Here is a 26,687-nt window from a genome sequence, read left to right as displayed (position 1 = left end):
CCGAGGTCAGCGCTCGCGCAGCTCCGCGGCATACCCTGACAGGGCACGCTGGTAGGCGAGGGCGTCGTCGTCGCCAGCATGGTGCAGCAGCACGTCGATGAGGTCGGCGACGGAGGACTCGGCGTGTCCGCTGTCGACCCCCGCCAAGGCGCGGAAGGCCTCGACGGCCACGCTGCCCGGCCGCTCGGCGCTGAGCTCGGTGAGCAGCGAGTAGGCCAGCTCGGGCTGCCCGGCCACCCGCAGGCTCGATGCCAGCTGGATGCGCGCCCGGTGGCGCTGGGGTTCGCGCAGGCCCGAGGCGAGGGACTCGCGGTAGAGCGGGATGGCGTCCTGCTCCTTGCCCGCCGCGTCGAGCGCGCTGGCGTGCTCGAACACCAGCCGCGGGTCGGACGGGCGCTGGCTCCGCAGGAGGGCGATGGCGTCGATGCGTCGCTGGTCGTCGACCAGCTCCCACACGCCGGCGATCTCCGCCTCGAACTCGTGCTCACCCCGCGCCGCGACCACCTTGGCGCGGATGTCGTCGGCCGTGTCCGGGGTGGCGCCCTGCTCGGCGAGCCAGGACGCGACCTGGGCGCGTTCGGCGTGGCACATCAGCGCCACGACGTCGCCGTCCGCGGCACCCGGCACCAGGGCCTGGAGTCCGGCGAGCTCGGTGTCGTACGACTCGATGTCGGACACTCCGGCCCTCGCCAGGCCGTTTCGCAGGTGCGACTCCAGCTCCTCCATGGTGCGCCCGCGCAGGTAGTGCTCCTTGTGCGCCGCGACGATCCGGTCGGCCCGGAGCCCGGCCACCTCACCGATCGACTCGAGCAGGTCGTCAGTGCGGTCCCCGGCCAGGCCCAATCCGAGGTGCACCTGACCTCCGGGGACCTTCAGGCCATGGGCGACGTCCATGAGGGCTTCGAGACCGGCTTCGTTGTGCGCCAGGTCGACGATGACTGTGATGGCGGACTGGTCGCCGCGCCGCAGCGTGTAGGTGTTCATCCGGCCGGGGTTGAGCTTGTCGTCCGGCGCGAAGGTGCGCAGTCCCTCGACCACCGCGTCGCGCGGAAGCCCGAGCCCGAGGGCTGCAGCCGCTCCCGCGAGGGCGTTGGCGATGTTGTGCTCGGAGAGTCCGGACAGCGTTGCCGGGACGTCGAGGATGCTGACCAGCCGGTCGGGGTCCTGGCCGTTCTCCAGCACCGTGATCGACCCGTCGAGGACCGTGATCGCGCGGCCACCGCTGTCGAGCGACTCGCGGATCGCGGGGGCGTCGGAACGCAGCGTGAAGACCCACGGCCTGGCCTTGATGCCGTTGCGCATCGCCCACACGCGGGGGTCCTCGCCGTTGAGCACGACCCAGCCGCGAGGCTTGGTGGCCTTGGTGACGATCGCCTTGACCTCCGCCAGCTGGTCGACGGTGTCGATGCCCTGGAGACCGAGGTGGTCCGCGGAGACGTTCGTGACGACGCTGACGTCGTTGGCGCTCACCCCCATTCCCTTGAGCAGCATGCCGCCCCGCGCCGTCTCGAGGATGCCGAGCTCGACGCCGGCGGCGTTGAGGACGGCCCGTGCGCCGGCGGGACCGGAGTAGTCGCCTGACTCGACCACCTCGCCCTGCACGACGATCCCATCGGTGGACGACCAGGCCGTGCGCAGCCCGGCGGTCATCCCGATGTGGCCGAGTAGTCGGGTGGTCGTGGTCTTGCCGTTCGTGCCGGTGATCGACGCCACCGGGATCCGCGGCTTGAGGAGCGCGGGACGCTCACCCGGCTCGGTCTGCCCGATGACCAGGCCTTCGTGCTCGATGACGTCGCTGCCCTCGAGCCAGGCCTGCAGGACCGGACCCACTCCGAGCCCGAGCGCGCGCGCCCGCGTGCGACGGCGCCATACGAAGGCCATCACGACACTGGCCGGAGAGCTGCCGGGACGGACCCGCACACCCAACCGGGTCGTCCCGCTCGCGGTCGCGAGCAGGCGCACGGCACGCTCGACCAGACGCATCACGAAGCGCTGGCGCTGCTCGGTGCCCGGAGCGCCGGGACGGGCGCTGCGCAGCTCGATGCGGGCCGCCAGGGCGGCGAGGACACTCTCGTCGGCGGAGAGGTAGCCCGGCAGCTCGAGGCTGACCTTGATCGCGGGCTTGGCGAAGTACAGGTTGGGACCCTCTAGTACCCGCACCTCCGTCACGGCGACGGCGGGTGCCGAAACAGGCTCGGAAGCCGACCCCGGGGCGTGCTCCGGAACAGGCTCGGAGGCGGGCTCAGCGGCGGGCTCAGACGTCATGCATCCGAGCCTAGTAGCGGCCGGTGGGAGGGCCAGCGGGGGCGGTCACTGCCCCATCGCGTGGACGCCGCCGTCGACGTGGACGATCTCGCCCGTCGTCGCCGGGAACCAGTCCGACAGGAGCGCAGCACAGGCCTGCGCCGCCGGAACCGCGTTGTTCACGTCCCACCCGAGCGGCGCCCGCGTGTTCCAGGTGTCCTCGAAGGTCTGGAATCCCGGGATCGACTTGGCTGCCGTGGTGCGGATCGGGCCGGCCGCGACGAGGTTGCAGCGGATCCCCTTGGGCCCGAGGTCGCGGGCGAGGTAGCGGTTGGTCGACTCGAAAGCCGCCTTGGCGACGCCCATCCAGTCGTAGACCGGCCAGGCGAACTTGGCGTCGAAGGTGAGTCCCACGACGCTGCCGCCGTTGCTCATCAGTGGGAGCGCAGCCACCGCAAGGGACTTGAGCGAGTAGGCCGAGGCGTGCATCGCCGTCGAGACGTCCTCGAAGGTGCCCTCCATGAAGTTGAAGGCGCCCTGGGGTGCGAAGCCGATCGAGTGCAGGACCCCATCGAGGCGGTCGACGTGTTCGCCCAGCCGTCCGGCCAGGCTGTCGAGGTCCTCCGGGTTGGTCACGTCGAGCTCGATGACCGGCGGCGTGGTCGGCAGCCGCTTGGCGATCGTCTGGGTGATCTTGAAGGTGCGACCGAAGGACGTGAGCACCACCTCCGCACCCTGCTCCTGCGCGATCTTCGCGACGTGGAACGCGATCGAGGAGTCCATCAGGACTCCGGTGATCAGGAGCTTCTTGCCCTCGAGCAGCATGTCTGGTGCCTTTCGCTGGGAGTTCGTCGTGGGGTCAGTCTGTGGTGAGAGTGGGACTGGGCTCAGTGGCCCATGCCCAAGCCCCCGTCGACCGGGATCACCGCTCCGGTGATGTATGCCGCGTCGTCACCCGCGAGGAAGCGCACCGCTGCGGCGACCTCCTCCGGCTGTGCGAACCGACCGGCGGGGATCGTGGCCTGGTAGGCCTTCTTGCGGTCCTCCGGGAGCTCGGCCGTCATGTCGGTCTCGATGAAACCGGGGGCGACGACGTTGGCGGTGATGCCGCGGCCACCGAGCTCGCGGGAGATGGACCGGGCCAGTCCCACGAGCCCGGACTTGCTCGCCGAGTAGTTGGTCTGGCCGGGTGAGCCGTAGAGCCCGACGACGCTGGAGATGAAGATGATCCGCCCCTTGCGCTGCTTGATCATCCCCTTCACCGCGCGGCGCGCACACCGGAAGGCTCCGGCGAGGTTGGTGTCGATGACCACGTCGAAGTCCTCGTCGGACATGCGCATCAGCAAGGTGTCGCGCGTGACCCCGGCGTTGGCCACCAGGACCTCGATGGGGCCGCCCCAGATCGCTTCCGCCTCGGTGAAGGCCTGGTCGACCGATGCGGAGTCGGTCACCTCGCAGCGCACTCCTTGCAGACCCTCGGGCGGTTCCCCCGAGCGGTGCGTGATCACGACGTTGTCGCCTGCCTCGGCCAGAGCCTTGGCGATGGACAGGCCGATCCCGCGGTTGCCTCCGGTGACCAGCACGTTGCGGCCTGCCATGGATGTCCTCCGTGTGTCTCGGGCGGTGCGTCCGGCGGGCGCGCACCCGCGCTGCGCCTCCGGTCGCGACCTTATCGACTACCCATGGGTACACCGCATCTTGCGGCGCCTATCGTGGACATGTGCCGCGCGCCCACCGCCACCGCCACGACGAGCCCGTCGTGCAGTCGGTGACGTCCGTGCCGGAGTCGCTGGCCGAGGAGCAGGCGGGCCGGATCCGCCGCTACCTGATCACCATGGGCATCCGCACGGCATGCTTCATCGGCGCCGCGGTGACCGCGACGCAGGGCGCTCCGTGGTGGCTCTGGGGCAGCATGGCGGTGGCCGCGATCGTGCTGCCCTACGTCGCGGTGGTCCTCGCCAACGCCGTGCGGCCGCGCCCGCAGGGGTCGTCGGCACCGGTGACGCCGCGCGGCGACGGCCCCGAGCAGATCGGTCGTTGATGGACTCGATGGTCTGTAGTGCCAAGGGCTGCCGCAACACCGCGACGTGGGCGCACCTGTGGAACAACCCCACACTCCACACAGTCGATCGCCGCAAGGTCTGGCTGGCCTGCGACGACCACCGGACCTCACTCGGTGAGTTCCTCTCCATCCGCGGGTTCCTCATCGAGACCGTCCCCGCCGACGCGATCCCCGAGACCGCGGGCTGACCTCGCCGTCCCGCCGGTCGAGTCGAGGCAGCAGGTTCTGGAGGCCCTAGCCGCCGATGGCGGACATGGGGCGGTCCGGCTGGACGAAGTCGGCCGTGCCGATGCCGTGCCCGGGGGCCTTGCGCCACATCTCGCCCTGGATCAGGGCCGCGAGCTCGTCGTCGCTCGCGCCGCCCCGCATCGGACCGAGCAGGTCCGTCTCCTTCTGGGAGAACAGGCAGTTGCGCACCTGGCCGTCGGCGGTCAACCGGGTGCGGTCGCAGGCTGCGCAGAAGGGCGCGCTGACACTGGCGATGATGCCGACCGTGACGGGGCCCCCGTCGACGAGGAAGCGCTCGGCAGGGGCACTGCCGCGATCGGCAGCCGGCAGCGCAGTGAGCTCGAACCGCTCCCCCAGCCGCTCCCGGATCTCCTCGGAGCTGATCATGGTCGAGGCGTCCCACCCGTGCTGGGCGTCGAGCGGCATCTGCTCGATGAACCGCAGCTCGTAGCCGCGGTCGAGGCACCACTGGAGCAGGTCGGCGACCGAGTGGTCGTTGATCCCCCGCATCGCGACGGCGTTGACCTTCACCGGTGCCAGGCCCGCGGCGGCCGCGGCCTTGAGGCCGAGCTCGACGTCGTGGAGGCGGTCTCGGCGGGTCAGGTCGGCGAACTCTTTCGGGTCGACGGTGTCCAGGCTGACGTTGACCCGGTCCAGTCCCGCATCGGCCAGGGGCTGGGCCAGGCGGTCGAGGCCGATGCCGTTGGTGGTCATGGCGATCCTGGGCCGAGGCTCGAGGGCTGCCACACGCCGCACGACGTCGACGAGGGAACGGCGAAGCAACGGCTCGCCCCCCGTCAGCCGGATCTGCTGGATCCCCAGACCCACGAACACCCCGATCACGCGCACGAGCTCGTCGTCGGTGAGCATGTCGGGCTTGGCCAGCCACGGCAGGCCCTCGGCCGGCATGCAGTACCGACAGCGCAGGTTGCACCGGTCGGTCACGGAGACGCGCAGGTCGCGAGCCACCCGGCCGAGCTGGTCCGGCAGGCCCACGGTCCCCTCGGGGGCGCGGGTCTCACCGCGCACACTGGGGAAAGGAAGGCCCGTCATGGTCCCTAGCCTAAGCCGGGTACCGTGAAGCAGTGGTCAAGGTGCTCACATCGCGTCGGTGGCTGGGTGCCTTTGGGGTCGCCCTGGCCTTTGCGGTCGCCGCGTACTTCCTCGGACAGTGGCAATGGCACCGGTACGAGGCCAAGGCTGCGCGGGCCGACCGCATCCACGCGCACTACGACGCCGAGCCGCGTCCGGTGACCGAGGTGCTGAGCACCAGGCCCATGCCGCTCGCCGAGGACTGGACCCGGATCACCATGCAGGGCCGGTATGCCGCGGACAAGACGTTGCTGGTCCGCAACCGTCCCTTCGACGGCACGTATGGCTACGAGGTGCTGGTCCCCTTCGTCGAAACCACGGGTGCAACCGTGCTCGTCGACCGCGGCTGGGTGATGAACGCCGAGTCCGCCGAGACCCTGCCGGCCGTGGTGCCCTCGCCGACCGGGACGGTCACGGTGACCGGCTGGCTGCGCCGGTCGGAGCCCTCACTCGGCAAGAGCCTGCCCCCCGGCCAGGTCGCGAGCATCAACCTCGCCGAGGCGAGCCGGCAGGTCGGAGCCCAGCTGCTCGGCGCGTACGTCGTCCTGGAGGTGGAGCGGATGCCCGACGGCACCGCACCGGCACGGCCGACGGCCCTGGAGCCACCGGACACGGACCTCGGACCGCACCAGGCCTATGCGTTCCAGTGGTGGTTCGCGATGGTGGCAGGGTTCGTGCTGGTCTGGTTCGGCGCCCGCCGCGAGTACCTCGAGGGTGACGACGCGCCGCAGCGGTCCGCCCCCGTCAAACCGAGGAAGGTCCGGATCTGGGACGAGGAGGACGCCTGACAAGCCCGGTCGTCAGGCGTCAGGCGGGGACATCGCTGGCGCGGGTCTCCTGGTCGGCGAACTGCGTGGTGTAGAGGTCGTTGTAGAGACCACCACGCGCAATGAGCTCGCGGTGGGTTCCGCGTTCGACGATGCGACCCTCGTCGACGACGAGGATCTGGTCCGCGCCCCGGACCGTGGACAGCCGGTGCGCGATCACGATCGCGGTCCGGCCGCGCAGGGCCGTGTCGAGCGCCCGCTGGACGGCCGCCTCGGACTCGCTGTCGAGGTGGGCGGTGGCCTCGTCGAGGACGATCAAACCCGGCCCCTTGAGCAGCAGGCGCGCCAGGGCCAGGCGTTGCTTCTCGCCGCCGGACAACCGGTGGCCACGATCGCCCACGACCGTCTCCAGCCCCTCGGGAAGTGAGCCCACCAGGGACCACACCTGAGCTGCCTTCAGAGCCGCCACGAGCTCGTCTTCGGTGGCGTTCGGCGCGGCGTACGTGAGGTTGGCCCGGATGGTGTCGTGGAACAGGTGCGCCTCCTGGGTGACCATTCCCACGGTCTGGGCGACCGACTCCAGGGTGGCTTCCCGCAGGTCGACACCGTTGATCCGCACCGCTCCCGTGGAGGGGTCGTAGAGCCGGGCGATGAGCGAAGTGATCGTCGACTTGCCTGCTCCACTGGGACCGACCAGGGCGACGAGCTGTCCCGGCTGCGCCTCGAACGTGATGTCCCGGAGGACGACCCCGCCACCCTTGCGATCACCGGCGGCAACGCTCTCCAGCGAGGCGAGCGACACCTCGTCGGCCGAGGGGTAGCGGAACGCCACGCCGTCGACCTCGACCCGGACCGGGACGGGGGACAGAGGTCGGGCATCCGCACGCTCGGTCACCAACGGCTGCAGGTCGAGCACCTCGAAGACCCGCTCGAAGGACACGAGCGCGGTCATCACGTCGACGCGCACGTTGGACAGCGAGGTGAGCGGTCCGTAGAGCCGGGCCAGCAGGGCCGTGAGGGCCAGCAGCGTGCCCACGGTCAGGGTGCCGCTGACGGCCATCAGTCCACCGAAGCCATAGACCATCGCCGTCGCCAGCGAGGCCACGAGCGTCAGCGCGACGAAGAAGATGCTGCGGTTCATCGAGATCCGCACGCCCATGTCGCGGACGCCAGCAGCCTGCGCGGCATACTCACGGTCCTCTCGGCGGGGCTCGCCGAACAGCTTGACCAGCAGCGCGCCCGCCACGTTGAAACGCTCGGTCATCCGCGAACCCAGGTCGGCGTTGAGGCCCATCTGCGCATGGGCGAGCCCGGCGAGGCGCTTGCCCATGAGCCGTGCCGGCAGGAGGAAGAACGGCACCAGGGCCAGCGACGCCAGGGTCAGCTGCCAGGAGAGCGTGGCCATCGTCGCAATGATGAGGACCAGGGACACGACGTTGCTCACCACGCTCGAGAGCACCGAGGTGAACGCCTGCTGGGCGCCGATGACGTCGCTGTTGAGGCGGCTCACCAGGGCTCCCGTCTGGGCCCGGGTGAAGAACGCGATGGGTTGTCGCAGCACGTGTGAGAAGACCTCGACCCGCAGGGAGTAGATCAGCCCCTCTCCGATGCGGCTGGAGTACCAGCGCTCCAGGAGGGTCAGCCCGCCGCTGACCAGGGCGAGGGCAGCCACGACGAGCGCGAGCTCGATGACGACCCCACGGTCCCGCGGCGTGATGCCCCTGTCGATCAGCTCCTTGAGCAGCAGCGGCGTGGCCACCACCAGAGCCGAGTCAATGATCACCAGGACGAGGAAGACACCGATCTCGCGCCGGAACGGTCGCGCGTAGGACCCGACCCGCTTGGCGGTGCCGGGTGCCAGCTTGCGGTCCTTGACGGAGTCGTCGCGGGTCAGCGATCGCATGGCCATCCAGCCCGAGTGGCTCAAGAAACGTCTCCTCTGCTCATGGCGATGGAACGCCGTGCTCGCGACGGCGCATTCCCCATCATGCAGCCCGCCACCGACATTGCGCCGAGCGCGCAACCCGGGGAACCACTGCTGGTCACCCGGCGGGGCCCCGGGACGTCGGGGTGGTCAGCGCGACAACAGCCCGGCCAGGCCGTGCAGCAACCGTCCCTGGGCCTCACGTTCGAGGCGCAGCTGGGTCTCGCGATCGGTCGACGCTGCACTGCGCAGCAACGGTTTGAGCTCACGCAGTGCGGCCTCGGGTGCGGCGAGGAGGGCGGCGACCAGGTCGGCCGTCGTGGCCTCGAGCGCATCCACCGGCACGGCGACGTTGGCCAGTCCGCTGGCGACGGCCTCGGCAGCCCCAACGAACCGGCCCGTGGCGCAGATCTCCAGGGCCCGCGCCACGCCGACGAGCGACACCAGGGGCGTCGTGCCGGCCAGGTCGGGAACCAGCCCCAGCGAGGTCTCCCTCATGGCGAACTGCACGTCGTCTGCGACAACCCGCAGGTCCGCCGCGAGGGCCAGCTGGAACCCGGCACCGATCGCGTGCCCCTGGACGGCAGCCACGACCACCGCGGGCACGGCGGCCCAGGCCGAGAACCCGCGCTGGAAGTCCTCGATGACCTCGGCGGCGGCCCCGGCACTCTCGGCAGCCATGGCGATCATGTCGACCTCTCCCGGGACTCCCCCGGGCGCGAGCATGCCCCGGTCCAGTCCGGCCGAGAACGACGGTCCCTCGCCGCGCAGCACGACCACCCGCACGGACGAGTCGACCCCGGTCGCCACGGCGGCGAGGGCTGCCCAGAGACTGGGCGTCTGGGCGTTGCGCCTCGCCGCGTTGTCGAGGGTCACCGTGAGGACGGCACCCTCCCGAGAGACGGTCAGGTGCGGGTGGGGCTTGGCTGCATCGCTCACACAGGCAGGCTATCCACCCGCTCGCGGACGTTGTCCGCGCGTTCCAGGACGAGGTGGGCCACCGCCGTGGTCTGGGCCAGTGCCCCAGCCACCATGGACACCCCGGCCCGACCGCAGTGCTGCGCCATGCGGTCACGCAGGATCCCCTCGGCGACCATGAAGGACACCACCACGGTTCGCTCGACCTCGTCGGGGAGCCGCCGCAGCAGCTGTTCGATGGTCGACCCGCCCTCGAGCGCGGCGACGCTCCACGGACCCCACCCCACGCGTGGGTGCTCCGCGAGGGTGCGTCCCACGGTGGCGACGGCGTCGCTGTCACTGGAGCCCGCGGCATACAGGAGCACCGCCGTCGTCGGATCGGGCGAGATCCCTTGGGCAGCAAGGAGCTCCTCGGCAGCGTCGAGCAGCAGCTCGTGCGGCCCGAGGGGAGCGGCCACCGACACCTGCGAACCGGACGCCTGGGTCAGGTCGACGACGGCTGTCGGCACGTCGACCTTGGCGTGGAAGGCGGGCGTGAGCAGCACGGGCACCACGACGGCGTGGGACCCGAGGGTCACCCCGACGTCCCTGGGGCTGGGTGGATGGTGGTCGAGGTATGCCGTGTGCACCGGGCGGTGCGGAACCAGCTCTCGGACGTGCGTGGCCAGGGCTTCGACGCCCTGGGCGTGCCGTGGGTCCGGCGACCCGTGCGCGAGCAGGACGATGTCGGGTTCGGTGGTCACCCGCGTGACGCTACTCCCCCGACAGGTCGCCGAGCCGGTCCCGCAGGCTGACGACCTGGCCCACCACCACGACCGCGGGGGCCTGCACTCCGGCTGCCACGGCGTCACGGGCGGCATCGGCCAACGTGGTGGTGGTCGTGCGCTGCTCCGGGGTCCAGCCACGTTCCACCAGCGCCACCGGCGTGTCGGCGGCGCGGCCGGCAGCGATCAGGGCCGCGGCGGTCTCGGCCAGCCGGGTGACGCCCATGAGCAGCACCAGCGTCGCGTCGGGAGCTGCATCGGCAGCCGCGGCCAACACGTGCTCGGCGCCCTCGTGCGCCGAGGCCACGACGAAGGACGCGGCGATCCCCCGGTGCGTCACGGGGATGCCTGCGGCCGCTGGCACCGACACCGCCGAGGTCACTCCGGGCACGACCTCGACCGGGATGCCGTGCTCGACGCAGTACAGCGCCTCCTCGCCTCCCCGACCGAGGACGAACGGGTCACCGCCCTTGAGCCGCACCACCCGCTTGCCCAGCTGCGCGTGGTGCACCAGGAGCTCGTTGATGCGGGACTGGCTGACCGGGTGGTTGCCCGGGGTCTTGCCGACGTCGATGACCTCGACGTCCGCCGCCACGGTGCTGAGCAGCCCTCGCGGGCCCAGCCGATCGGTCACGATCACGTCAGCAGCCGCCAGGAGCGAGCGGCCCCGGACCGTGATGAGGTCGTCGGCGCCGGGCCCACCACCGACGAGGGCGACCCGTCCCACACCGGCCTGGGGGCCGCTCCCCGGGGCATCCTGGGGGCCGTCGCGCCGCACCCGACGCACTGGGAGGGTGCCGCTGTCGAGCGCGGCCAGGACGGCGTCGCGGACCGCCGTCGCGCGACGGGGGTCGCCGCCCGCGCTGACGGCGATGGTGAGGCCGTCGCTCGCCGCGCCCGCGACACCCCTCGCCACGGCGGGGGTCCAGGCGGAGGAGGCCTCCGCGGCATCGGCGCGCACGCACCAGATGCGGCCCGCATCGGCTTCGCGGGCCACCTGGGCGTCGACGAGCAGGTCGCCGGTCGCGGTGTGCACCAACCACGCGGGCTCAGGCTGGAGGAGGTCGCTGGCCACGTAGTCGCGCTCCTGCCACGTGATCCGGTCGGTCCTGACCAGTGCCGCCAGGTCCTCGCAGACGAACGGTGCGATGAGGTCCACCGCTGCCCCGGCCTCGAGGAGCCCGGCCGTGCGGCGCGCGGCCACGGGTCCACCACCGACGACCACCACCCGTCGCCCCGTCAGGTCGAGGGTCAGGGGGTAGCTGGGCGAGCTCATCAGATGCCCTCTCCGGCGTTGCGGTCCGGAGCGTCGGCCATGCCGGCCGCGAGGGTGGAGCCGTCGGCCTCGTCGATGAGCAGAAAGGCGCCAGTACGGCGCAGCGCGCGGTAGTCGTCGATGGCGACGTCCTCGGCGAGTCGGATGCGGACCCGACCGATGGCGTTGAGGGCGAGGCCGTCAGGCGCTGCGCGGTGCTCCATCGTCGCGATGTCGAGCTGGTCCACGATGTCGTCCACCAGTGCACGCACGGTGCGCGTGCCGACCCTCAGCAGCACGCGGTCACGCTGACGCAGCGGGTGTTCCGACAGGACCGCCACGGTGCCTGCGAGGTTGCGGGTCGTCAGGCCGGGTTCGTCAGCAGTCGCCAGCAGGTCGCCGCGCGACACGTCGAGGTCGTCGGTGAGGCGGAGCACCACCGACTGGGGGGCGAAGGCCACCTCGAGCGACTCCAGCGATCCGTCGCCGCGGGCCCGGTCGATGCCGGCCACCGTGGTGCGGCCGCCGCCGGGCAGGACGACGACCTCGTCCCCCGGGCGGACCACACCGGAAGCCAGCCGGCCGGCATACCCGCGGTAGTCAGGGTGCTCGGCACCCTGGGGACGGATGACGTACTGGACCGGCAGGCGCAGCGGCTGCGCCGAGGGGTCGGTGCCGACCGGCACCGACTCGAGGTGCTCGAGCAGGGTCGGGCCGGTGTACCACGCGGCGCGGTCGGAGCGATCGACGACGTTGTCGCCGAACAGGGCGGAGACAGGCACCGCCGCGACGTCCTCGATCCCGAAACGCGTTGCGTGGCGGCCGAACTCGGCGACGATGTCGTCGAACCGCTGTTGCGACCAGTCGACCAGGTCCATCTTGTTGACGGCCACCGCCACGTGACGGACACCCAGCAGTCCCGTGACTGCGAGGTGGCGTCGTGTCTGCTCGACCACCCCGTGCCGCGCGTCGATCAGGATGAGGGCCAGCTCCGCGGTCGAGGCACCCGTGACCATGTTCCGGGTGTACTGGACGTGGCCGGGGGTGTCGGCGAGGACGTAGGACCGGGTCGCCGTCGAGAAGTAGCGATAGGCCACGTCGATCGTGATGCCCTGCTCGCGCTCCGCCCGCAGGCCGTCGGTGAGCAGCGCGAGGTCTGCCGCATCCAGGCCCCGCTCACGGCTGACCCGCTCGACGGCGTCGAGCTGGTCGGCGAGCACCGACTTGGTGTCGTAGAGCAGCCGCCCGACCAGGGTCGACTTGCCGTCGTCGACCGAGCCGGCCGTCGCCAGCCTGAGCAGGTCGTGGCGTCGCGCGGGGGCCGAGGGGTCCTGGACGACAGTGGTCACGGGGGTCTGCGCTTCCTGGGTCGAGGGCATCAGAAGTACCCCTGCTTCTTGCGGTCCTCCATGGCGGCCTCGGACATGCGGTCGTCGGCCCGCGTGGCGCCCCGCTCGGTCAGCCGGGAGGCCGCCAGCTCGAGGATCACGCCGGCCACGTCGGTGGCGTCCGAGTCGACGGCGCCGGTGCAGCTCATGTCGCCGACCGTGCGGTAGCGGACCGTGCGACTCTCGACCCGCTCGGAGTCCTTGGGGCCACCCCACTCACCCGGAGCGAGCCACATGCCGTCGCGGGCGAAGACCTCGCGTTCGTGGGCGTAGTAGAGGTCCGGCAGCGCGATGCCCTCACGCTCGATGTAGCGCCAGACGTCCAGCTCGGTCCAGTTGGACAGTGGGAAGACCCGGACGTGCTCACCGACCGCGTGCTTGCCGTTGTAGAGGTCCCAGAGCTCCGGACGCTGGCGACGCGGGTCCCACGCGCCGAAGGAGTCGCGCAGGCTGAACACGCGCTCCTTCGCCCTGGCCTTCTCCTCGTCGCGGCGGCCTCCGCCGAAGACCGCGTCGAACTTGCCGGCCTCGATCGCGTCGAGCAGCGGGACCGTCTGCAACGGGTTGCGGGTGCCGTCGGCGCGCTCGCGCAGCCGGCCGTCGTCGATGTAGTCCTGCACGTGGGCCACGACGAGCCGCACTCCGAGCCGCTCGACCGTCGCGTCCCGGTAGTCGAGCACCTCGGGAAAGTTGTGGCCGGTGTCGACGTGGAGGAGCGCGAACGGCAGCGCTGCCGGGGCGAAGGCCTTGAGCGCCAGGTGCACCATCACGACCGAGTCCTTGCCACCCGAGAAGAGGATCACCGGGCGCTCGAACTCCCCCGCGACCTCGCGGAAGATGTGGATCGCCTCGGACTCGAGGTGGTCGAGGTGGTCGAGGGTGTACTCGGCGGGCAGCGCCCGCGCGGCGGTGGTCGTCGTCATGTGTGCAGCCCGCATTCGGTCTTGTCCTTGCCGGCCCAGCGGCCGGCCCTGGCGTCCTCGCCCTCGGCGACCGGACGGGTGCACGGGGCGCACCCGATCGAGGTGTAGCCCTCCTGCCGCAACGGGTTGAGGAAGACCCCGTGCTCCTCGACGTAGCGGTCCACGTCGTCGTCGGTCCACCCCGCGATGGGGTTGAGCTTGACCATCTCGCGACGCTCGTCCCACCCGACGATGCCGATGTCGGTGCGGGTCGGCGCGTCCACCCGTCGCATGCCCGTCACCCAGGCCTGGTGGGTCGAGAGCGCTCGGTTGAGCGGCTCGACCTTGCGCATCGCGCAGCACTGGTCGGGAGCACGGTCGTGCAGCTTCTCGCCGTACTTCGCGTCCTGCTGGGCCACCGTGAGCAGGGGCAGGATGGTGCGGATCGTGATGGGCAGCATGGCTTCGTAGGCGTCGCGGGTGCCCAGCGTCTCGGCAAAGTGGTAACCCGTGTCGAGGAAGAACACGTCGGCGCCCGGGATCGTGGTGCCCACGAGGTGCACCAGCACCTCGTCGCCCATCGACGAGGCGACGGTGAGGTGCTCACCGAACGTCTCCTGCGCCCAGCGCAGGGCCTCACGGGCCAGCTCCACGCGGGCTTCGTATGCCGCGTCACCGGACGTCTCGGCGTCGCTCGCCTCGAGCGCGGCGAACCTGTCACCGCCCTCGGCGGCGAGAGCGCGCAGCGCGTCGGCCGGACGGGTGTCGCTGGTGACCGCGGTCATGGCTTTCCTCCCTGCAGCTCGGCTTCCTCCCGGAGGCGACCCGGGATGCGGGTGGTGTCGAGGGCCGCCAGCTGGACGGTGAACACCCGCGCGCAGGCGTTGCAACGCCAGCCGCCGCGAGGCTCCTCCACGGGTCGCAGGTCCTCCTCGGCGCAGAACGGGCAGTAGTAGATGACGCTCCCGCGCGGCTCGTCACTCATCGGAGGTCGTCCTCCTCGGCGCGATGGGCCCAGTGCGCGAACGACTCGTCGCCCTCTCGCTGCGCGACGAACCGTCCGGCGAGCCGCTCGACGTACTCGGGCAGGTCCTCGGCGCGGACCTTGAGGGCACGGGTCTTGCGGGCCAACTGTGGCTCGGTGCCGAGGCCGCCGCCGAGGTGGACCTGGAAGATCTCGACGAGGTTGCCGTCGTCGTCGGTCTGGACCATGCCCTTGAGGCCGACATCGGCGACCTGGGTGCGGGCGCAGGAGTTCGGGCAGCCGTTGATGTGGATCGAGAACGGCACGTCGAAGTCGGGCAGCCGACGCTCCATCTCGGCGATGACCGTGTGGGCACGTGCCTTGGTCTCCACCAGCGCCAGCTTGCAGAACTCGATGCCGGTGCAGGCCATCAGGCCACGTCGCCACTCGCTGGGGGCGGTCGGCAGGCCGAGCTCGTCCAGACCCGCGGTGAGGGCGGCGACCTCGCCCTGCGCAACGTCGAGCACGAGCAGCTTCTGGTGGGCGGTGAGCCGCACGCGACCCGAGCCGTGCTTGGCAGCCAGCTTCGCGACGGCGTCCAGGGTGGTGCCGCTCACGCGGCCGGCGATGGGAGCGACGCCGACCCAGAACCTGCCGTCCTGCTGGGCGTGCACGCCGACGTGGTCGCGACGGTGTGCCGAAGGCGGGGGTGGTGCAGGTCCGTCGGTGAGGGTGCGCTCGAGGTACTCCGTCTCGAGGACCTCGCGGAACTTCTCCGGTCCCCAGTCGGCCATCAGGAACTTCAGCCGGGCACGGTTGCGCAGCCGGCGGTAGCCGTAGTCGCGGAAGATCGAGACGACGCCCTTCCAGACCTCGGGGACCTCCTCGAGCGGCACCCACGCGCCGAGTCGCTGGGCGAACATCGGGTTGGTGGACAGTCCCCCACCGACCCACAGGTCGAACCCGGGACCGTGTTCGGGGTGCTGGACCCCGACGAACGAGATGTCGTTGACCTCGTGCGCGACGTCCAGGCTCGGGCTGCCGGAGATGGCGGTCTTGAACTTGCGCGGCAGGTTGGAGAACTCGGGGCTGCCGATGTAGCGCTCGAGGATCTCGCGGACCGCCGGGGTCCCGTCGAGCACCTCGTCGGCGGCGATGCCGGCCACCGGGGAGCCCAGGATGACGCGAGGGGTGTCGCCACACGCCTCCGCAGTGGTGAGTCCGACGGATTCGAGGCGCTTCCAGATCTCGGGGACGTCCTCGACCCGGATCCAGTGCAGCTGGATGTTCTGCCGGTCGGTGATGTCGGCGGTGTCGCGGGCGAACTCGGTGCTGATCTGGGCGATGGTGCGGAGCTGGTCCCCGTCGAGCGCGCCGCCGTCGCTGCGGACCCGGAGCATGAAGAACTCGGCGTCCAGCTCGCTGGGGTCCAGGGTGGCGGTCTTGCCGCCGTCGATGCCGGGACGGCGCTGGGTGTAGAGCCCCCACCAGCGCATCCGCCCGCGCAGGTCCTCGCCCGTGATGGAGGCGAACCCCTCCTTGGAGTAGACCTCCTCGATCCGCGCCCGAACGTTGAGGCCGTCATCGGCCTGCTTGAACTCCTCGTTGGCGTTGAGAGGGGTGCGGTCGCCGTCGGCCCAGGCGCCAGTGGCCTTGCCTGCCTGCCGCTGGGGTCGCGTGGGGGTCTGCGTCACCCAACCATTGTGCCAATCCTGTTATGGATTGCATAACCGTCCATTATTCGACCGCAATCCCCACCAAACCTGTGGGTATGCCGCGCGGTCAGGGGGCCCGTCAGGCCAGCGAGATGAGGTCGAGGTAGTCCTGGCCCCAGTGGTCCTCGACGCCGTCGGGCAGCAGCAGGATGCGCTCTGGTTCCAGCGCCTCGACGGCTCCCTCGTCGTGGGTGACCAGCACCACCGCCCCCTTGTAGGTGCGCAGGGCACCGAGGATCTCCTCGCGCGACGCGGGGTCCAGGTTGTTCGTGGGCTCGTCGAGCAGGAGGACGTTGGCGCTGGACACGACGAGCATCGCCAATGACAGCCGGGTCTTCTCCCCGCCTGACAGGACGCTGGCGGGCTTGTCGACGTCGTCACCGCTGAACAGGAACGACCCGAGGACCTTGCGGACCTCGGTCTCGCCGAACGAGTCGGGCGCGGCGGACTTCATGTTCGAAAGCACGGTGCGGGAGACGTCGAGGTTCTCGTGCTCCTGGGCGTAGTAGCCGAGCTTGAGGCCGTGGCCGGGCTCCACCTGACCCGTGTCGGGAATGTCGACGCCGGCCAGCATGCGCAGCAGGGTCGTCTTGCCTGCACCGTTGAGGCCCAGGACGACGACGCGTGACCCGCGGTCGATGGCGAGGTCGACGTCGGTGAAGACCTCCTGGCTGCCGTAGGACCGGGACAGGCCCGAGGCTCGCAGAGGCGTGCGCCCGCACGGGGAAGGATCGGGGAAGCGCAGCTTGGCCACCTTGTCGCTGGTCCGCTCCCCCTCGACGCTGGCCATCAGGCGCTCGGCGCGCTTGATCATGTTCTGGGCAGCGACCGCCTTCGTCGCCTTGGCGCGCATCTTCTCTGCCTGCTCCATGAGGGCAGCGGCCTTCTTGGTCGCGTTGGCGTACTCGCGCTTGCGGGCCCGCTCGTCGGTCTCGCGCTGCTGGAGGTAGGGCTTCCAGCCGACGTTGTAGAGGTCGAGCTCGCCGCGGTTGGCGTCGAGGTGGAACACCCGGTTGACGACGGCGTCGAGCAGCTCGACGTCGTGGCTGATCACCACCAACCCACCCTGGTAGCCCTTGAGGTAGTCGCGCAGCCAGCCGATGGAGTCGGCGTCGAGGTGGTTGGTCGGCTCGTCGAGCAGGAGGGTCGCGGCGCCCGAGAACAGGATGCGTGACAGCTCAACGCGGCGGCGCTGTCCACCGGACAGGGTGGCGAGCGGCTGGCCCAGCACCCGCTCCTCGAGCGACAGGGCACTGGCGATGGTCGCCGCCTCGGACTCGGCGGCATACCCGCCCTGGGCGGTGAACTCGCCTTCGAGCCGCGAGTAGCGCCGCATGGCCTTGTCGCGCGTCTCGTCGTCGGCGCTGGCCATCGCGCCCTCGGCCTCACGCATCTGGGTGATGATCCGGTCGAGTCCGCGCGCCGACAGGATGCGGTCGCGGGCCAAGACGTGCAGGTCACCGGTGCGCGGGTCCTGCGGCAGGTAGCCCACTTCGCCGGTCGCGGTCACCGAGCCGGCCGCAGGCTGCCCCTGCCCCGCGAGCACCTTGGTCAGGGTCGTCTTGCCCGCACCGTTGCGGCCCACGAGGCCGACCCGGTCACCGGCCGCGATCCGGAACGTCGCGCCGTCGAGCAGGAGCCTGGACCCAGCACGCAGCTCGATCCCACTGGCGGCAATCACGACGGAACTCCAGACATCACAGGTGGGGTGGGGCGCTCCGATGAGTTGCGGATGCGCCGCGCAGGGGTTGAGATCACTAGTCTAACCGGGAGAGTTGACCGACCAGTACAGCTGCACAGGGCAGCCACGCCCTCACGACCGCGGAGGCCAGATGAGCTTCAACGACGATGTCAAGATCGACACCTCGCAGGTCGGGTCGGGCGGCAGCGGGGGCGCCCCGGGGGGCATGGTCGTGGGCGGCGGGATCGGCGGCATCATCCTGCTCATCATCGCCCTCATCTTCGGGATCAACCCGAGCGACCTCCCGACCAACCCCGGCGGGGGCACGTCGGACCAGGGCCAGGTCCAACCCGGGGGCACCGAGGACGGTTCCGCGTTCGCCGAGTGCAAGACCGGTGCCGACGCCAACAAGAACGACACCTGCCGCGTCATCGCCACCGTCAACTCGGTGAACGCCTTCTGGGCGCAGGAGCTGCCCAAGTACAAGCGGGAGTACACGCCTTCCAAGACGATCCTCTACAACGGCTCGACCCAGTCGGCCTGCGGCACGGCCAGCAACCAGGTCGGCCCGTTCTACTGCCCGTTGGACAAGCAGGTCTACATCGACGTCAGCTTCTTCGAGATCCTGTCCTCCCAGTTCGGCTCGAGCAGCGGGGCCCTCGCCCAGGAGTACGTCGTGGCCCACGAGTACGGCCACCACATCCAGGACATCCTGGGCCTGCTCGACCAGGCCCAGCAGAACCCCCAGGGCAAGAACAGCGGCAGCGTCCGCATCGAGCTGATGGCTGACTGCCTGGGCGGTGTGTGGGCCAACCACGCGACGCAGACCAAGGGTGAGAGCACGAGCGGCGGCGAGGTGGCCTTCCTCAAGCCACTGACGGACAAGGACATCAAGGACGCGCTCTCCGCGGCCTCGTCGGTCGGTGACGACCGGATCCAGGAGAAGACCCAGGGCCGGGTGAACCCCGAGTCGTGGACACACGGGTCTGCGGCGGCACGCCAGCAGTGGTTCACCACCGGTTACAAGACCGGCGACCTCAACCAGTGCGACACCCTCAGCCCGGCCACGGTCGAGTAGGGAACCTGCGGTCAGTCGTCCTTCGCACCCGGGTGCGCCTTGTCGAGCTCCTGGAGCAGCCGGTGCGCCGCCAGCTCGACGTCCTTGTGGCGCCACTCCGCGGCGCGGTACACACACGCGATGAGCCCGCTGCGGTGCACCGTGCCGAAGTCGCCGTAGGCGAAGGCGTGCCGCGCCTTCGTCTCGTCGTTGGCTCCCTCGGTGAGCCCGAGGAACCACTTCGGGTACTCGTCCCAGCCGTGCTCCTCGAGGAACGCGTTCTCGGTGTCCGCGTCGGGCTGCACGCTGCCCCACTCGCTGTCGAGCACGACCTCGCCGGCCTTGATCAGGTCGCGGCAGTGCCGCACGGCTGCCCGGTTGACCTTGTACTTCGCCATGCAGCCATCATGCGACAGATCAGTCCTGGATCGTGATGCGCACCGCGCGGCCTCGGTAGAGCGCGTCCTCGAGCACCGCCCGCCGGGGGTCCGGCAGGTCGTAGAGCTCACGGCGTGGCAGCGCGTCGAGGTGCGCGAGCCTTGGGTCGTCGAGGACGGCGCGGACCAGCGCCTTGTCGCCGCCGACCACCAGACCGGTTGGTATGCCGCGCGGCAGGATCCGCAGCGTGTGCTCGGCGACCGCACGGACCAGCTCGTCGGCCTGGTTGCCCCGTCGCCGCGCGAAGCGCTGCTGGGACCAGCCACCGGCAGCCGTGCGGGACTGCACGTGTCGTGTGCCCACCTTGGACTCGGTGAAGGTGGCCCCGTGCGCCAAGCCCACGGCATACCCACCGCGTCGGATGAGGAGCACTCCTAACGGGTCGTGCGAGAACTCGTCACGTCCCGTGATGAGCTGCGGCGTCGCCGAGCCCTCGTTGTTGGCGGCGAACCGCTCCAGCCAGCCGTCAAGCCGTTCGGGGGCGACGTCGACGACTCTCGGCCTGGGACCGGTCAGAGGTTGAACCCCAGGGCGCGCAGCTGCTCGCGACCGTCGTCGGTGATCTTGTCGGGGCCCCACGGCGGCATCCAGACCCAGTTGACGCGGTAGGACGCGACCAGGCCCTCCAGAGCCTGCTGCGTCTGGTCCTCGATGACGTCGGTCAGCGGGCAGGCCGCCGAGGTGAGCGTCATGTCGAGGACGGCATGCTTCTGCGCGTCCACCGTGATGCCGTAGACGAGGCCGAGGTCGACGACGTTGATCCCGAGCTCGGGGTCGACGACGTCGCGCATCGCCTCTTCGACGTCCGCGACGTTGGGGGAGGCTGTGGTCGTCTCACTCATGACTTGTCCTTGCTGGTTGCCGTGTCGGTGCTCGTGTCGCTGTTCGTGCTGCCGGTCGTGCTGCCGGTCGTGCTGGCTGTGTCACTGCTCTTGGTGTCATGGCCTGCTCGGTGCAACGCGTCCGTGAACGCCATCCATCCCAGCAGAGCACACTTCACCCGCGCCGGGTACCTGCTGACCCCCGCAAAGGCGACCCCGTCACCGATGACCTCCTCGTCACCGGGGTCGGCACCCTTGGAGGTGAGCATCGTGCGCATCGCCTCGTGCGTGGTCATCGCCTCGGCGACGGTGTGCCCGATGACCTCGTCGGCCAGCACACTGGTGGAGGCCGTGGAGATGGAGCAGCCCAGCGCGTCGTAGGAGATGTCCTTGACGACGGCGTCGCTGCCGCTGCCCTCGACGTGCACGCGCAGGGTCACCTCGTCGCCGCAGGTCGGGTTGACGTGGTGGACCTCGGCCTCGAAGGGCTCGCGCAAACCGGCGTGCAGCGGGCGCTTGGAGTGCTCGAGGATGAGCTCCTGGTAGAGGTCCATCAGCTCGCCACCCCGAAGATCGCCGGGACGCGGTCGAGCGCGTCGAGCAGCGTGTCGACCTCAGCCGGCGCGTTGTAGGCCGCGAGGGTGGCCCGCGTCGTCGCGGTCACGCCCATCCGGCGGTGCAGCGGCCAGGCGCAGTGGTGTCCGACGCGCACGGCGACGCCCTGGTCGTCCAGCACCTGCCCGACGTCGTGGGCGTGCACCCCCTGCACGTCGAAGGCGACCGCACCCACCCGGTCGACCGCCTCGGCCGGACCGACGATGCGCACCCACGGCCGCTCCGCGAGGCCCGCCAGGAGTCGCTCGGTCAGCGCGTGCTCGTGGGCCGCGATGCGGTCCAGGCCCAGCTCGTCGAGGTAGTCGATGGCGGCGCCGAGCCCGACGGCCTGCGCCGAGTTGGGCGAACCGGCCTCGAAGCGCTGGGGCGGCGGTGCGTAGGTGGTCGCCTCCATCCGCACGGTCTCGATCATCGAGCCGCCGGTGATGAAGGGTGGCATGGCGTGCAGCAGCTCGCCACGACCCCACAGCACCCCGACCCCGGTGGGGCCGAACATCTTGTGGCCGGAGAAGGCCGCGAAGTCGACACCGAGGTCGGCCACGTCGAGCGCGAGGTGGGGCGCCGACTGACAGGCGTCCAGAACCGTCAGGGCACCAACGGCTCGTGCGGCGGCAGCGAGCTCCCGGACCGGGTTGATGGTGCCGAGCACGTTCGAGACGTGCGTGAACGCGAAGACCTTGGTGCGCTCCGTGAGCAGCTCCCCCAACGCCGGGCCGTGCCGTCCGTCGAGGTCGAGCCGCCCCTCGTCGGTCACTCCCACCCAGCGCAGGGTCGCGCCGGTGCGCCGGGCGAGCTCCTGCCAGGGCACGAGGTTGGCGTGGTGCTCCATCTCGGTGACGAGGATCTCGTCACCCTCACCGAGGTCGAGCCGAGGATCCTTGGCTTGTCCCGCAACGGAGTTCGAGAAGGCGTAAGCCACGAGGTTCAGGGACTCGGTGGCGTTCTTGGTGAACACCACCTCGTCGTCCGCTCCCCCGACGAACCGCGCAGCCTTCGCGCGGGCGCCTTCGTAGGCGTCGGTGGCTTCCTCGCTGAGCTGGTGCGCCCCGCGGTGCACCGCGCTGTTGACCTGCTCGCTGAAGGCGCGCTCGACGTCGAGCGCACCGGCATACCGCTGCGACGTGGCACCGGAGTCGAGGTAGACCAGCGGCTTCCCGTCGCGAACGGTGCGCGACAGGATCGGGAAGCCGGCCCGGATGCGGGCCAGCTCCCCGTCGCTGAAGGTCGTTGCACTCATGGGGTATGCCGCGTGGCTGGGTGTGGCGCTCAGGCCTGGGTGGCGAGGTAGCGGTCGTAGCCCTCGGCCTCGAGGCGGTCGGCCAGCTCGGGACCACCCTCCTCGACGATCCGGCCGTCGACGAAGACGTGCACGAAGTCGGGCTTGATGTAGCGCAGGATCCGCGTGTAGTGCGTGATGAGCAGGACGCCGACCTCGCTGTTCTGCTTGGCCCGGTTGACCCCCTCGGAGACCACGCGCAGGGCGTCGACGTCCAGGCCGGAGTCGGTCTCGTCGAGGATCGCGATGGAGGGCTTCAGCAGCTCCATCTGGAGGATCTCGTGGCGCTTCTTCTCGCCACCGGAGAAACCCTCGTTGACGTTCCGCTCGGCGAAGGTCGGGTCCATCCGCAGCGCCTCCATGGCGCCCTTCATGTCCTTGACCCAGGTGCGCAGCTTGGGGGCCTGACCGTCGATGGCGGTCTTGGCCGTGCGCAGGAAGTTGCTGACGGTCACGCCAGGGACCTCGACGGGGTACTGCATGGCGAGGAACAGGCCAGCGCGTGCGCGCTCGTCGACCTTCATGGCCAGCACGTCCTCACCGTCGAGGGTGACGGTGCCGCCGGTGACCGTGTACTTGGGGTGGCCAGCGATCGAGTAGGCCAGCGTGGACTTGCCCGAGCCGTTGGGGCCCATGATCGCGTGGGTCTCACCGGACTTCACGGTGAGGTCGACCCCGCGCAGGATCTCCTTGGTGCCGTCCTCGACGTCGACGGTGACCGTCAGGCCACGAATCTCAAGTGTTGCCATGGGTTTCTCGTTTTCCTTCTGTGTGTCAGGCGTTCAGGGGGGTCGGGCTGACGAAGACCTCGTCGTTCTCGACCCGGACGGGGTAGACGTTGATCGGCACGATCGCGGGCGGCCCGGAGGGCTCGCCGGTGCGGATGTCGAACCGGGAGCCGTGCAGCCAGCACTCCAGCGTGCAGCCGTCCAGCTCACCCTCGGACAGGGAGACGTTGGCGTGGCTGCAGGTGTCGTCGACCGCGTGGATCTCGCCGCTCTCGGTGCGGATGATCGCCATGATCGTGCCGTTGATGTCCGCGGCAGCCGCGCCCCGCTCGGGGAGCTCGTCGACGCGGCAGACGCGCACGAACTCGGCCTCGTCGGGCACCAGCTCGGAGACGGCGCTCACGCGACGTCCTCGATCGCCGCGATGCCGGGCACCGCGCCGAGCTCGGCGTCGATGACCTCCATGAGGTGCTCGGAGATCTCGGGGACCCCGATGCGGGCGACGATGCTCGCGAAGAAACCGCGGACCACCAGCCGACGGGCGACGTCCTCGGGGATGCCGCGTGCCATGAGGTAGAACAGCTGCTCGTCGTCGAAGCGGCCGGTCGCCGAGGCGTGTCCGGCACCGACGATCTCGCCGGTCTCGATCTCGAGGTTCGGGATGGAGTCGGCGCGACCACCCTCGGTGAGCACGAGGTTGCGGTTGAGCTCGTAGGTGTCGGTGCCCTCGGCGCTGGCACGGATGAGCACGTCACCCACCCAGACGGTGTGGGCGGTGTCGCCCTGGAGCGCGCCCTTGTACTCGACGTTGGAGTGGCAGTGCGGCGCCTCGTGGTCGACGAAGAGGCGGTGCTCCTGGTGCTGACCGGCGTCGGCGAAGTAGACGCCGAGCCCCTCGAAGGAGCCACCGGGGCCCGAGTAGCGGGCGTTCGTCGAGACCCGGACGACCTTGCCGCCGAGGGTCACGGCGATGTGGCGCAGGCGGGCGTCGCGACCGATCAGGGCGTCGTTCTGGGTGACGTGGTGGGCGTCGTCGTCCCACTCCTGCACCGTGACGAAGGTCAGGTCCGCGCCGTCGCCGACCTTGAGCTCGACGTTGGCCCCGCACTCGGCCGACCCGCGGTGCGTGAGCACCACGGTGGCCTTGCTGTGGCGCCCGGCGTCGATGACGAGGTGGCCGTTGACGCGGGCGAAGTCCGTCGCGGTGACGGTGATCCGCACCGGCTCGGCGAGCTCCGACTCGGCCGGGATGGACACCTGGGTCGCCTGCGCCTCACCGGCCCACGCGACCGCGGCGGCGCGGTCGGCGGGGACCAGCACGCCGGCAGACCTCGGGTCCACCAGCGAGGTGGTCACCTCGGCCGGCGCCTGGATGTCGACGGTGACCTTGTCGGCCTGGGTGGGCGCGACCTGGAAGAGTGCGGACAGCCGGTCCACCGGGGTGAACCGCCACGCCTCCTCTCGGCCACCGGGGACGGCGAAGTCGTCCACGGCATACGAGGTCTTGCGCTCGGCCCTCGACTGGTCGGGGACGAATGCGGCGGCGGAGTCCTCGTGGGACCCCGCCGGCGCTTCGGGGTTCTTCTGGGCCAGCAGGCTCAACCCACTGCTCCTTCCATCTGGAGCTCGATCAGGCGGTTGAGCTCGAGGGCGTACTCCATGGGCAGCTCACGCGCGATGGGCTCGACGAACCCGCGCACGATCATGGCCATGGCCTCTTCCTCGGTCATCCCGCGGGACATGAGGTAGAACATCTGGTCCTCGGACACCTTGGAGACGGTCGCCTCGTGGCCCATCGTCACGTCGTCCTCGCGGATGTCGACGTAGGGGTAGGTGTCCGAGCGGCTGATCGTGTCGACCAGCAGGGCGTCGCAGACCACGCTCGAGCGGGAGCCGTGGGCACCCTCGAGGATCTGCACGAGTCCGCGGTAGGACGTGCGCCCGCCGCCACGGGCCACCGACTTGGAGACGATGGTCGAGGAGGTGTTGGGGGCCGCGTGCACCATCTTGGCGCCGGCGTCCTGGTGCTGACCCTCACCCGCGAAGGCGATGGACAGCGTCTCACCCTTGGCGTGCTCGCCGAGGAGGAAGACCGCCGGGTACTTCATGGTGACCTTGGAGCCGATGTTGCCGTCGATCCACTCCATCGTCGCGCCCTCGGCCGCGGTCGCCCGCTTGGTGACGAGGTTGTAGACGTTGTTGGACCAGTTCTGGATGGTCGTGTACCGAACGCGGGCGTTCTTCTTCACGACGATCTCGACGACCGCGGAGTGCAGCGAGTCGGACTTGTAGATCGGTGCGGTGCAGCCCTCGACGTAGTGCACGTAGGAGCCCTCGTCGGCGATGATCAGCGTGCGCTCGAACTGGCCCATGTTCTCGGTGTTGATCCGGAAGTAGGCCTGCAGGGGGATGTCGACGTGGACGCCCGGCGGGACGTAGATGAACGAGCCACCCGACCAGACGGCGGTGTTGAGCGCGGCGAACTTGTTGTCACCGGCGGGGATGACCGACGCGAAGTACTCGCGGAACAGGTCCTCGTGCTCGCGCAGGCCGGTGTCGGTGTCGACGAAGATGACACCCTTTTCCTCCAGGTCCTCACGGATCTGGTGGTAGACGACCTCGGACTCGTACTGCGCCGCGACACCGGAGACGAGGCGCTGCTTCTCGGCCTCCGGGATGCCCAGCCGGTCGTAGGTGTTCTTGATGTCCTCGGGGAGCTCGTCCCACGAGGTCGCCTGCTTCTCCGTCGACTTCACGAAGTACTTGATGTTCTGGAAGTCGATGCCGGTGAGGTCGCTGCCCCAGTTGGGCATCGGCTTCTTGCCGAACAGGCGCAGCGACTTCAGCCGCAGGTCGAGCATCCACTGGGGCTCGCTCTTGCGGCCGGAGATGTCGCGCACGACGTCCTCGTTGAGGCCACGCTTGGCCGTGGCGCCAGCGGTGTCGCTGTCGGCCCAGCCGTACTCGTAGCGTCCCAGGTCCTTCAGACCCGGGTTCCGCTCCTCGATGTTGGTGCTCATCGCGTGGCCCCTTCTGTTGGTGTAACAGGTGTTGGTGTGACAGCAGTCGTGGTGGTTGTGGTGGTCGTGGCGGGCTTAGAGGTGACGGGCTTGCTGGTCGGGACGAACGTCGTGCAGACGTGGTCTCCGTGGGCGAGCGTCGCCAGGCGCTGCACGTGCACGCCGAGCAGCCGCGAGAACGCATCAGTCTCAGCGTCACAGAACTGCGGAAATTCCCGAGCCGCGTGCTGGACGGGGCAGTGCCCCTGGCACAGCTGTATGCCGGTGAACGGGCTCGTGGAGCCCGGCTCGCCCACGGGGCGGGCCGAGGCGGCGAAACCGTCGCGCGTGAGGGCGCCGACGAGGGCGTCCACGCGAGCGGCGGTGCCGGGGCCGGCGGCAGCCAGCTCGGCGGCATACCGGCCCTCGAGCTCGGCCACGCGTGACTCGGCGAACCGGCGCACTGCGTCCTGGCCGGACTCCCGCGACAGGAACCGCAGGGCTTCGGTGGCCAGGTGGTCGTAGTCGGACTCGAGGCCCTGGTGGCCCGCGTCGCTCAACACGAACGAGCGTGCCGGGCGGCCGCGACCGCGAACACCGGGGGCCACCTCGTGCGTGGCGATGAGGCCGGCGTCCTCGAGGTTCTCGAGGTGACGACGCACGGCGGGGGCGGTGAGCCCGAGGTCCAGGGCCAGCGTCGCGGCCGTGATGGGACCGCGTTCGCTGATCACCTGGAGGATCCGGTCGCGCGTGCGTGACTCCAGGACCGCAGGGGCCCCGTGGGTCGTCGCGACGGACACCGGGATATTCACAACGCCGATGTTACGTAAATACCCGGCGCAAGGGAAA

The 26,687-nt window shown here is 70.3% G+C and carries 28 protein-coding genes; 4 read left to right on the top strand and 24 right to left on the bottom strand.

The window, feature by feature from the left end; genetic code table 11:
- Positions 1–6: 6 nt before the first annotated feature.
- The 3 genes from AC1DXJ_RS01480 to fabG all read right to left on the bottom strand — a co-directional run bounded on the left by AC1DXJ_RS01480 (position 7) and on the right by fabG (position 3,842).
- Positions 7–2,265 carry a tetratricopeptide repeat protein gene (locus AC1DXJ_RS01480; RefSeq protein ID WP_477636205.1) on the bottom strand — a complete coding sequence of 753 codons (2,259 nt, stop codon included), beginning with the start codon at positions 2,263–2,265 and terminating at the stop codon, positions 7–9.
- Positions 2,266–2,310: 45 nt separating this feature from the next.
- Complete coding sequence (gene fabI / locus AC1DXJ_RS01475) at positions 2,311–3,069, bottom strand: enoyl-ACP reductase FabI (protein ID WP_477612862.1); 759 nt, start codon at positions 3,067–3,069, stop codon at positions 2,311–2,313.
- Between the two features lie 62 nt (positions 3,070–3,131).
- Positions 3,132–3,842, bottom strand: a complete 711-nt coding sequence (gene fabG, locus AC1DXJ_RS01470) for a 3-oxoacyl-[acyl-carrier-protein] reductase (protein WP_477612861.1) — start codon at positions 3,840–3,842, stop codon at positions 3,132–3,134.
- Between the two features lie 122 nt (positions 3,843–3,964).
- Between fabG and AC1DXJ_RS01465 the strand changes: the two genes are divergently transcribed.
- Both AC1DXJ_RS01465 and AC1DXJ_RS01460 read left to right on the top strand, forming a co-directional pair.
- Positions 3,965–4,285, top strand: coding sequence for a DUF3099 domain-containing protein (locus tag AC1DXJ_RS01465; RefSeq protein ID WP_477632124.1), 321 nt, complete (start codon positions 3,965–3,967; stop codon positions 4,283–4,285).
- Complete coding sequence (locus tag AC1DXJ_RS01460) at positions 4,285–4,494, top strand: hypothetical protein (protein ID WP_477612859.1); 210 nt, start codon at positions 4,285–4,287, stop codon at positions 4,492–4,494. Before AC1DXJ_RS01465 ends, AC1DXJ_RS01460 begins: the two co-directional genes overlap by 1 nt.
- Before the next feature lie 46 nt (positions 4,495–4,540).
- On the opposite strand, the gene moaA is transcribed toward AC1DXJ_RS01460, so the two are convergent.
- Complete coding sequence (gene moaA, locus AC1DXJ_RS01455) at positions 4,541–5,587, bottom strand: GTP 3',8-cyclase MoaA (protein ID WP_477612858.1); 1,047 nt, start codon at positions 5,585–5,587, stop codon at positions 4,541–4,543.
- 32 nt (positions 5,588–5,619) lie between these two features.
- Here moaA and AC1DXJ_RS01450 point away from each other — a divergent pair, with 32 nt between their 5' ends.
- Positions 5,620–6,414 carry an SURF1 family cytochrome oxidase biogenesis protein gene (locus AC1DXJ_RS01450; RefSeq protein ID WP_477636204.1) on the top strand — a complete coding sequence of 265 codons (795 nt, stop codon included), beginning with the start codon at positions 5,620–5,622 and terminating at the stop codon, positions 6,412–6,414.
- Positions 6,415–6,433: 19 nt separating this feature from the next.
- Here AC1DXJ_RS01450 and AC1DXJ_RS01445 read toward each other — a convergent pair whose 3' ends face one another.
- The 10 genes from AC1DXJ_RS01445 to AC1DXJ_RS01400 all read right to left on the bottom strand — a co-directional run bounded on the left by AC1DXJ_RS01445 (position 6,434) and on the right by AC1DXJ_RS01400 (position 17,904).
- Entirely contained in the window at positions 6,434–8,302 is a 1,869-nt protein-coding gene (locus AC1DXJ_RS01445; RefSeq protein WP_477636304.1) for an ABC transporter ATP-binding protein, read from the bottom strand.
- 165 nt (positions 8,303–8,467) lie between these two features.
- Positions 8,468–9,256 (bottom strand): enoyl-CoA hydratase/isomerase family protein, encoded by a 789-nt coding sequence (locus tag AC1DXJ_RS01440; RefSeq protein ID WP_477636203.1) that lies wholly within the window; start codon positions 9,254–9,256, stop codon positions 8,468–8,470.
- Positions 9,253–9,978, bottom strand: a complete 726-nt coding sequence (locus tag AC1DXJ_RS01435) for a sirohydrochlorin chelatase (protein WP_477632120.1) — start codon at positions 9,976–9,978, stop codon at positions 9,253–9,255. Before AC1DXJ_RS01435 ends, AC1DXJ_RS01440 begins: the two co-directional genes overlap by 4 nt.
- Positions 9,979–9,988: 10 nt before the next feature.
- Positions 9,989–11,275: a uroporphyrinogen-III C-methyltransferase gene (gene cobA / locus AC1DXJ_RS01430; RefSeq protein WP_477636202.1), complete on the bottom strand. Its 1,287-nt coding sequence runs from the start codon at positions 11,273–11,275 to the stop codon at positions 9,989–9,991.
- Positions 11,275–12,633, bottom strand: a complete 1,359-nt coding sequence (locus tag AC1DXJ_RS01425; RefSeq protein WP_477636201.1) for a sulfate adenylyltransferase subunit 1 — start codon at positions 12,631–12,633, stop codon at positions 11,275–11,277. Before AC1DXJ_RS01425 ends, cobA begins: the two co-directional genes overlap by 1 nt.
- The gene (gene cysD, locus AC1DXJ_RS01420; protein ID WP_477612852.1) at positions 12,633–13,565 is read right to left on the bottom strand and encodes a sulfate adenylyltransferase subunit CysD; all 933 of its coding nucleotides are present in this window, start codon (positions 13,563–13,565) and stop codon (positions 12,633–12,635) included. The genes AC1DXJ_RS01425 and cysD overlap by 1 nt, the downstream gene beginning before the upstream one ends.
- A complete protein-coding gene (locus AC1DXJ_RS01415; protein ID WP_477636200.1) occupies positions 13,562–14,329 on the bottom strand; it encodes a phosphoadenylyl-sulfate reductase in 768 nt (255 codons plus the stop codon). Before AC1DXJ_RS01415 ends, cysD begins: the two co-directional genes overlap by 4 nt.
- Positions 14,326–14,529, bottom strand: coding sequence for a hypothetical protein (locus AC1DXJ_RS01410; protein WP_477636199.1), 204 nt, complete (start codon positions 14,527–14,529; stop codon positions 14,326–14,328). Before AC1DXJ_RS01410 ends, AC1DXJ_RS01415 begins: the two co-directional genes overlap by 4 nt.
- Positions 14,526–16,202: a nitrite/sulfite reductase gene (locus tag AC1DXJ_RS01405; protein WP_477636198.1), complete on the bottom strand. Its 1,677-nt coding sequence runs from the start codon at positions 16,200–16,202 to the stop codon at positions 14,526–14,528. Before AC1DXJ_RS01405 ends, AC1DXJ_RS01410 begins: the two co-directional genes overlap by 4 nt.
- Positions 16,203–16,302: 100 nt before the next feature.
- Positions 16,303–17,904, bottom strand: coding sequence for an ABC-F family ATP-binding cassette domain-containing protein (locus AC1DXJ_RS01400; protein ID WP_477636197.1), 1,602 nt, complete (start codon positions 17,902–17,904; stop codon positions 16,303–16,305).
- A gap of 151 nt (positions 17,905–18,055) precedes the next feature.
- Between AC1DXJ_RS01400 and ypfJ the strand changes: the two genes are divergently transcribed.
- Positions 18,056–18,982 carry a KPN_02809 family neutral zinc metallopeptidase gene (gene ypfJ, locus AC1DXJ_RS01395; RefSeq protein WP_477612847.1) on the top strand — a complete coding sequence of 309 codons (927 nt, stop codon included), beginning with the start codon at positions 18,056–18,058 and terminating at the stop codon, positions 18,980–18,982.
- Positions 18,983–18,993: 11 nt separating this feature from the next.
- On the opposite strand, the gene AC1DXJ_RS01390 is transcribed toward ypfJ, so the two are convergent.
- The 10 genes from AC1DXJ_RS01390 to AC1DXJ_RS01345 are packed head-to-tail and all read right to left on the bottom strand — an operon-like array spanning position 18,994 to position 26,650.
- Positions 18,994–19,359, bottom strand: coding sequence for a hypothetical protein (locus tag AC1DXJ_RS01390; protein ID WP_477612846.1), 366 nt, complete (start codon positions 19,357–19,359; stop codon positions 18,994–18,996).
- Between the two features lie 19 nt (positions 19,360–19,378).
- On the bottom strand, positions 19,379–19,978 hold the full coding sequence (locus AC1DXJ_RS01385) for an acVLRF1 family peptidyl-tRNA hydrolase (protein ID WP_477612845.1): 600 nt from the start codon (positions 19,976–19,978) through the stop codon (positions 19,379–19,381).
- Positions 19,912–20,241, bottom strand: a complete 330-nt coding sequence (locus tag AC1DXJ_RS01380; RefSeq protein ID WP_477616457.1) for a metal-sulfur cluster assembly factor — start codon at positions 20,239–20,241, stop codon at positions 19,912–19,914. The genes AC1DXJ_RS01385 and AC1DXJ_RS01380 overlap by 67 nt, the downstream gene beginning before the upstream one ends.
- A complete protein-coding gene (sufU, locus tag AC1DXJ_RS01375; protein ID WP_477636196.1) occupies positions 20,238–20,774 on the bottom strand; it encodes a Fe-S cluster assembly sulfur transfer protein SufU in 537 nt (178 codons plus the stop codon). Before sufU ends, AC1DXJ_RS01380 begins: the two co-directional genes overlap by 4 nt.
- Entirely contained in the window at positions 20,774–22,072 is a 1,299-nt protein-coding gene (locus AC1DXJ_RS01370) for a SufS family cysteine desulfurase (protein ID WP_477636195.1), read from the bottom strand. Before AC1DXJ_RS01370 ends, sufU begins: the two co-directional genes overlap by 1 nt.
- Before the next feature lie 29 nt (positions 22,073–22,101).
- Positions 22,102–22,860: a Fe-S cluster assembly ATPase SufC gene (gene sufC / locus AC1DXJ_RS01365; RefSeq protein WP_477612841.1), complete on the bottom strand. Its 759-nt coding sequence runs from the start codon at positions 22,858–22,860 to the stop codon at positions 22,102–22,104.
- Positions 22,861–22,885: 25 nt separating this feature from the next.
- Positions 22,886–23,242 (bottom strand): non-heme iron oxygenase ferredoxin subunit, encoded by a 357-nt coding sequence (locus tag AC1DXJ_RS01360; RefSeq protein WP_477612840.1) that lies wholly within the window; start codon positions 23,240–23,242, stop codon positions 22,886–22,888.
- The gene (gene sufD, locus AC1DXJ_RS01355; RefSeq protein ID WP_477612839.1) at positions 23,239–24,441 is read right to left on the bottom strand and encodes a Fe-S cluster assembly protein SufD; all 1,203 of its coding nucleotides are present in this window, start codon (positions 24,439–24,441) and stop codon (positions 23,239–23,241) included. The genes AC1DXJ_RS01360 and sufD overlap by 4 nt, the downstream gene beginning before the upstream one ends.
- On the bottom strand, positions 24,438–25,859 hold the full coding sequence (sufB, locus tag AC1DXJ_RS01350) for a Fe-S cluster assembly protein SufB (protein ID WP_477636194.1): 1,422 nt from the start codon (positions 25,857–25,859) through the stop codon (positions 24,438–24,440). The genes sufD and sufB overlap by 4 nt, the downstream gene beginning before the upstream one ends.
- Positions 25,856–26,650, bottom strand: a complete 795-nt coding sequence (locus AC1DXJ_RS01345) for a helix-turn-helix transcriptional regulator (protein ID WP_477636193.1) — start codon at positions 26,648–26,650, stop codon at positions 25,856–25,858. The genes sufB and AC1DXJ_RS01345 overlap by 4 nt, the downstream gene beginning before the upstream one ends.
- Positions 26,651–26,687 lie beyond the last annotated feature (37 nt).

This window comes from Pedococcus sp. P2_D9, from assembly GCF_056404275.1.
Note: the sequence above shows the minus strand (reverse complement) of the source record. Positions and strands in the feature narration are given on the sequence as shown.

Bases quoted from the DNA above. Each gene is read 5' to 3' on its own strand.
- fabI (WP_477612862.1), bottom strand. From the start codon at position 3,069: ATGCTGCTCGAGGGCAAGAAGCTCCTGATCACCGGAGTCCTGATGGAC.
- sufB (WP_477636194.1), bottom strand. From the start codon at position 25,859: ATGAGCACCAACATCGAGGAGCGGAACCCGGGTCTGAAGGACCTGGGA.
- AC1DXJ_RS01415 (WP_477636200.1), bottom strand. From the start codon at position 14,329: ATGACCGCGGTCACCAGCGACACCCGTCCGGCCGACGCGCTGCGCGCT.
- AC1DXJ_RS01380 (WP_477616457.1), bottom strand. From the start codon at position 20,241: ATGAGTGAGACGACCACAGCCTCCCCCAACGTCGCGGACGTCGAAGAG.
- AC1DXJ_RS01425 (WP_477636201.1), bottom strand. From the start codon at position 12,633: ATGCCCTCGACCCAGGAAGCGCAGACCCCCGTGACCACTGTCGTCCAG.
- AC1DXJ_RS01410 (WP_477636199.1), bottom strand. From the start codon at position 14,529: ATGAGTGACGAGCCGCGCGGGAGCGTCATCTACTACTGCCCGTTCTGC.
- AC1DXJ_RS01445 (WP_477636304.1), bottom strand. From the start codon at position 8,302: ATGGCCATGCGATCGCTGACCCGCGACGACTCCGTCAAGGACCGCAAG.
- AC1DXJ_RS01480 (WP_477636205.1), bottom strand. From the start codon at position 2,265: ATGACGTCTGAGCCCGCCGCTGAGCCCGCCTCCGAGCCTGTTCCGGAG.
- cobA (WP_477636202.1), bottom strand. From the start codon at position 11,275: ATGAGCTCGCCCAGCTACCCCCTGACCCTCGACCTGACGGGGCGACGG.
- ypfJ (WP_477612847.1), top strand. From the start codon at position 18,056: ATGAGCTTCAACGACGATGTCAAGATCGACACCTCGCAGGTCGGGTCG.
- AC1DXJ_RS01390 (WP_477612846.1), bottom strand. From the start codon at position 19,359: ATGGCGAAGTACAAGGTCAACCGGGCAGCCGTGCGGCACTGCCGCGAC.
- sufU (WP_477636196.1), bottom strand. From the start codon at position 20,774: ATGGACCTCTACCAGGAGCTCATCCTCGAGCACTCCAAGCGCCCGCTG.
- fabG (WP_477612861.1), bottom strand. From the start codon at position 3,842: ATGGCAGGCCGCAACGTGCTGGTCACCGGAGGCAACCGCGGGATCGGC.
- AC1DXJ_RS01370 (WP_477636195.1), bottom strand. From the start codon at position 22,072: ATGAGTGCAACGACCTTCAGCGACGGGGAGCTGGCCCGCATCCGGGCC.
- sufC (WP_477612841.1), bottom strand. From the start codon at position 22,860: ATGGCAACACTTGAGATTCGTGGCCTGACGGTCACCGTCGACGTCGAG.
- AC1DXJ_RS01460 (WP_477612859.1), top strand. From the start codon at position 4,285: ATGGACTCGATGGTCTGTAGTGCCAAGGGCTGCCGCAACACCGCGACG.
- moaA (WP_477612858.1), bottom strand. From the start codon at position 5,587: ATGACGGGCCTTCCTTTCCCCAGTGTGCGCGGTGAGACCCGCGCCCCC.
- cysD (WP_477612852.1), bottom strand. From the start codon at position 13,565: ATGACGACGACCACCGCCGCGCGGGCGCTGCCCGCCGAGTACACCCTC.